This window comes from Armatimonas sp., assembly GCF_043760365.1.
In the GTDB taxonomy this organism is placed as follows: Bacteria; Armatimonadota; Armatimonadia; order Armatimonadales; family Armatimonadaceae; genus Armatimonas.
Window position 1 is genome coordinate 1 of record NZ_JAYUPA010000312.1, and the last position, 5,351, is coordinate 5,351.

Annotated in this window: 6 protein-coding genes; 3 read left to right on the plus strand and 3 right to left on the minus strand. The window is 58.3% G+C overall.

Annotated features, from left to right (window positions below; all coding sequences use genetic code 11):
- On the minus strand, positions 1-197 hold a 197-nt coding region (locus ACH2EH_RS07505; protein ID WP_395140409.1), incomplete at its 3' end, for a hypothetical protein.
- Between the two features lie 199 nt (positions 198-396).
- Between ACH2EH_RS07505 and ACH2EH_RS07510 the strand changes: the two genes are divergently transcribed.
- The gene (locus ACH2EH_RS07510; RefSeq protein WP_309687827.1) at positions 397-792 is read left to right on the plus strand and encodes a response regulator; all 396 of its coding nucleotides are present in this window, start codon (positions 397-399) and stop codon (positions 790-792) included.
- A 148-nt stretch (positions 793-940) separates the two neighbouring features.
- Complete coding sequence (locus ACH2EH_RS07515; RefSeq protein ID WP_395140410.1) at positions 941-2,437, plus strand: trypsin-like peptidase domain-containing protein; 1,497 nt, start codon at positions 941-943, stop codon at positions 2,435-2,437.
- A gap of 54 nt (positions 2,438-2,491) precedes the next feature.
- Here the strand turns inward: ACH2EH_RS07515 and ACH2EH_RS07520 are convergent, their stop codons facing one another.
- Both ACH2EH_RS07520 and hemW read right to left on the minus strand, forming a co-directional pair.
- On the minus strand, positions 2,492-3,112 hold the full coding sequence (locus tag ACH2EH_RS07520; RefSeq protein WP_395140412.1) for a hypothetical protein: 621 nt from the start codon (positions 3,110-3,112) through the stop codon (positions 2,492-2,494).
- 54 nt (positions 3,113-3,166) lie between these two features.
- Positions 3,167-4,309: a radical SAM family heme chaperone HemW gene (gene hemW, locus ACH2EH_RS07525; RefSeq protein ID WP_395140414.1), complete on the minus strand. Its 1,143-nt coding sequence runs from the start codon at positions 4,307-4,309 to the stop codon at positions 3,167-3,169.
- 27 nt (positions 4,310-4,336) lie between these two features.
- Here hemW and ACH2EH_RS07530 point away from each other — a divergent pair, with 27 nt between their 5' ends.
- Positions 4,337-5,275, plus strand: coding sequence for a family 43 glycosylhydrolase (locus ACH2EH_RS07530; protein ID WP_395140416.1), 939 nt, complete (start codon positions 4,337-4,339; stop codon positions 5,273-5,275).
- The last annotated feature ends 76 nt before the right edge of the window (positions 5,276-5,351 follow it).

Below are 5,351 nucleotides of genomic sequence, written 5' to 3' on the forward strand. Positions count from 1 at the left end.
TGGACTTCCTGCTCCGCTTCCTGGTACTGCTGTTGCTGCGTGCGGGCCTCTTCCTCGGCGCGCTTGTCTCGCTCGATCCAGGCGATTAGATAGCGCCCCGTACGTCTGAGCTGTGTGCGCAGTGTCCAGGCCAGGAGCCCCAACGTACCAAGCACGCCCAGAAAAATCATTAAGTAGGTTCCCCACACAGGTCCCATTATTTTTTCTACTCCTCTCATGCGACCCGCGACGTAGTGTTGGGTTGCACCTCTGTACTGATTTAAGCGCAAAAGTGGGCAGATTGCACAGAGTGAAAGGAAAAGGTGCACCGTGCCGATAATCCCCATTGACGTGACCCCGGGCAATGAGATAAAATGCTGGCACAGGGTTTTCCGCAGGAAAGGGTAAAAAAAGAGAATGGCACGTATTTTAGCCGTGGACGATGAGCCCAATATCGTCCGATTGATTCAAGTGAACCTGGAGCGTATGGGCTACACCGTTGAGACCGCGAACAACGGCGTTCAGGCTTTGGAGAAGATTCGAGCGAACCGCCCCGATCTGGTTGTCTCTGATGTAATGATGCCGGAGATGGATGGTTTCGAGCTTCTTGCGTCGATTCGTCGTGATGCGGCGCTCGCGGAGCTGCCGGTGATCATGCTGACCGCTAAGACTCAGGATAAGGATGTCCTCCGTGGGTACTCCGGCGGTGCGGACATGTACCTTACGAAACCTTTCAATCCGATGGAGCTGATCTCGTTTGTGAAGCGTATTCTTCAGACCTCAACTGAGGGAGACGGTCGCTACAAGATTTAAGGTGCCCCTTAGGCCCCCGCGCGTTGCCGCGGGGGCTTTTTCTATTTTTCGCGGGTAGGAGCCCCTGGCTCGTCCTCTCTATGGAGGTTGCTCAATGTCCAGAAAATATGTTTCTTTTGCTCTAACAGCGGGGCTAATTGCCTGTGCTGTGCCATTTTCCGCCCGTCTGATCGCGCGTGATCCTGCGGTGCGTGTTCAAGAAGCTCGTGAGACGGCACAATCTCTCGAAGTGGCTTTCACGCAGCTTGCGGAGGCAATGGGGCCGTCGGCGGTCTCGATCAGTGCAGTTGCCGAAGTGCCGCGCGCCGAGTCGCCGTTTGAGCAGTTTTTAGGGCCGCCGCAGGGGGGCAATGCGCCGCCGCGCCGCCGTCGCCCCCAGCCCGCCCCGAAGCCCGAGGGCGGGGAGAAGCCCACGGAGACTCCGAATCCCGCTGAGGAACAGGAACCCGAGATGCTCCTGCGCCCCGTGGGGGGCTCCGGGGTGATTATTCGCAGTGAGGGCTATATCCTGACCAATGACCATGTGGTAGAGAAAGCACGTGATGGGAAGGTGAAAGTGAAGCTCTCCACGGGCGAAACTTTTACAGGGCGTGTCCTGCGCGACGACCGCTCTGATCTTGCAGTGATCAAGATAGACGCGGGGCGTCCCCTGCCCGCCATCAAGTTCGCGGACTCAGCGCACATCAAAGTGGGGCAGTGGGCCATTGCGATTGGCTCACCCTTTGGCCAGGACAACACGGTTACCACGGGGATTGTCTCCGCGCTCCAACGCAAGTCCACGATCGGGGGGCCGCTCGATGGCCGCTACTACCCTGAGCTTCTCCAGACCGATGCCGCGATCAACCCGGGCAACTCTGGGGGGCCGCTGCTCAATATCAAAGGCGAGCTGATCGGTATTAATGTGGGGATAGACACTCCCTCGGGCGGCAGTGTCGGGATCGGGTTTGCGATTCCTGCCAACACGGCCCGTCTTGTTTCGGATCAGCTTATTGCGAAGGGGAAGGTGACACGCGGCTTTCTCGGGCTCAATCCCGCCAATATCGAGCCGGAGTGGCGACAGGAGCTGAAGGTCTCTCAGGGGGCCTATGTCTCCCAGGTGAGCGGCGGTGGGCCTGCGGACACGGCAGGAGTCGAGGCAGGGGATGTCATCATCCGCTTCGGCACGACCGATGTACGCGATGAGGTGGGCCTGCGTAATGCGATCGCAACTACCAAACCGGGGAGCCAGGTTGCCATCCAGGTTCGTCGGGAAGGCAAACCACTGACTCTGAATGCCACTCTGGAGGAACTGAAGGAGCTACGCCCCGCACCGGCGACGCGTCCTACGGCAACTAAGAAAACCCCTGAGGTACTGGAAGCCACTCTCGAACCGCTTGATGCGGAGGTTCGGACAGAGCTTAAGCTAGAGGAGAGTGTGAAGGGTTTATTGGTTACGGGAGTGAAGCAAGGGACACCGACGGACGAGGCAGGGCTGGTGCGCGGAATGGTTCTGCAGAGTGTCAATGGAAAGCTCGTGACCACACTGGAGGAGGCGAAAAAAGCCGCCAGTACGGTTCGCTCGGGGGGCCTCGTGATGCTCAAGGTGCTCCTGCCCAGTCGGACAGGCAAGCCGAGCCGGGCAGCCATCAATATCTCCGTCCCCTAACAAAAAGAGAGCGCTCTGGAAAGAGCGCTCTCTCTTTTCACTTAGCGCGTTGTTTTAGCCACCGCCGCGCTGGCCACTGCCCGCTCCGGGGGCGTTATTTCCGCCTCCCTGGAACAGGATGCCTCCACCATTTCCGCGCCCTAGCAAGCCGTTGCCTGATGAGAAACCTTGCCCTGCCGAAAATCCCTGACCACCCGTAAAACGTGTGAACTGATGGATCATCGTGATCCCCCCAAGAATCTGTGAGAGGTCCGCGGGATCCAGGTAGGTCAGCGAGATGCGCTCAAAGCGTGGTGGCGTAGGTTGCTCCTGCGAGGCAAGCTCAAAGGGAGCCGGGATGGCCTCGGGTGAGGAGATGCGCCGGGGTTTAACAATCCAGACCCCGTTCTCTTTGGAGTAGGTTAAGGGGATGGAGTTTGCGCGTAGCACCAGTTTAAGTGCGGATTCCATCGGCTGATCAACCAGGTTAAGAGTCACAAACCCGGCGACCCCGTTTTCGAGGATATAGTTTTTGATCCCCGCTTGCTTGAAAAAGGCTTCCAGTGTGCTTCGCACGGGGGCGTCTTGTGCGGTAATGGTTACCGGTGTAGCCGCAACGTCTTGGGCGAGCACCGAGCGAGGGGCTGCTGTCAAGACTAGCGAGAGGGCGATAGTTGCAATAGTACTGAATTTCATACGAATCTCCTTTAAGTTGGTTACTTAGTAGGACTCGGCGCGGCTTGATTGCCTTCAAATAAACGGTGCCATAGCCTCACTGGCGAGAAACAACCCCTTGGGATCGGTGAGGCGCAAGTGGGTTGGTGTGCGCTCCAGCAAGCCCTGCGTTGTCAGTATGGCGATTGTCTGCGCCCAGTGCGTCTCGGCGCGCACGCCGAAGCGCTCTGAGAAGTCGTCCAGCGCGATCCCTTCTGCGAGGCGTAGGCCTAGCATCATGGTCTCGCCCATGGTCTCGTCTTGTGTGAGCCGCTCCGTTTCTTGCGTGATGGCCAGCTCTTTTCCCGCCAGCGCGGCCTCGATATACGCGGAGGGCCTTCGGATATTCACTCGCCGAGCGCCGTTGAGATAGCCCGTCGCACCCGCACCCAGTCCGAAGTAAGGCTCGTTGCGCCAGTAGACACGGTTGTGGCGGCAAGCATAGCCCGAGCGGGCGTAGTTGCTGATCTCGTAGCGGGTGAGTCCGGCCTCTTTTGTCTTTTCAAGCGCCTTGCCAAACATCGTCGCCTCGGAACTCTCGGGGGGAAGAGGGAGCTTGCCACGCTCGCGCCGTGCAAAAAACGGTGTGCCTTCCTCAACAATTAGACCGTAGATCGAAAGATGGGGAATCTCCAGTGACAGTGCGGTGTCTAGCGTGCGCTCAAAGTCGCTCACTGTCTGGCGAGGGAGCCCGAACATTAAGTCCAGCGAGACATTATCAAAGCCCGCCGCTCGCGCTTGCTCAATGGCGCGCCTTGCCGCCTCACCGCTGTGCTCTCGATCAATGAGCTTGAGAAGCCTATCATTGAAGGTCTGCACACCAAATGAGATGCGGTTAAAACCCGCTTGGCGAAGTGTTGTGAGATAGCTCCTATCTGCGTCGGAAGGGTTGGCCTCAAGCGAGATCTCGGCGTCAGTGGCGATTACGAAATGGCTCTTGAGCGTTGTCAGAATCCGGGTAAGCTCACTGGCCGCTAGATTGGTCGGGGTGCCGCCGCCGAAGAATATCGTCTGGATCAGGCTGCCATCGCCTACGGCTTCAATTTCGCGGCACAGCGCCTCAACATAGCGCGCTTTTGTGCCGTCTTTGTAGCCCGAGTAGGCGTTGAAGTCGCAGTAGCCACACTTGCGCGCGCAGAACGGAATATGGACGTAGATTGCTGTCGCTGATTGAAACATGGGTGAGACTTGTTGTATCATGTCGCAATGAGTGCCCCTGAAATGTACTTTGGCGACACCTCACGCCTCGGACGGCCTTTTGCCAAAGATCCATCGGTGATTCGGTTTCAGAAGAAGTACTGGCTCTACTACTCCATGCCGCCCTTTGACCCCAAGCTCGCCCCGCCCGACGCGCCGAGGGGCTGGGGGATCGGAGTGGCGACCAGCTCGGACTTGACACACTGGACGAAAGTGGGGGAGGTGCTGGGCAAGCCAGGGACGGTGGAGGAAACAGGAATCTGTGCGCCGGGAGCACGGGTACTGAACGGGAAAGTGCATCTTTTCTACCAGACCTACGGCATGGGACCCAAAGATGCGATCTGTCACGCGGTCTCTAAAGACGGCCTGCACTTCGAGCACGATACCACCAACCCTATTTTTCGGCCCAATGGCGCATGGAACTGTGGACGGGCGATAGATGCCGAAGTGTTTCCGTTTAAGGGTAAGCTCTACCTCTACTATGCCACCCGCGACCCGGCTTTTAAGATTCAGATGCTCGGTGTGGCTGTGGCTGAGCTGACGTCTGATTTTGGGCGGGCGGCGTGGACCAATCTCTCCACCGATGCCCCGATGCTCGCGCCAGAGCTGCCGTGGGAGCGCGACTGTATTGAGGCCGCCACACTCTGCCAGCGCGGCAAGACCCTATTTCTGTTCTACGCCGGGGCCTACAACAACGCGCCTCAGCAGATTGGGATGGCAAGTAGCATGGATGGGGTTCACTGGAAGCGCCTCAGCGACCAGCCCTTGCTCCCCAACGGCCATCCCGGCGAGTGGAACGCCTCAGAGTCGGGGCATCCGGGCATCTTTGATGAGCGCGGCAAGGCGGTCTTATTCTTCCAGGGCAACAACGACAAGGGCAAGACTTGGTTTCTCTCCCAGAAACGCATTCGCTGGACAAAGGAAAACCACCCTGAGCTGGCGGAATAGGTCGGAGCTATGAAAACTTCTGATCTCCGTGGCCCGATTGTTCGCAAAGCTATCCAGCCACGTATCACTGCGGAGG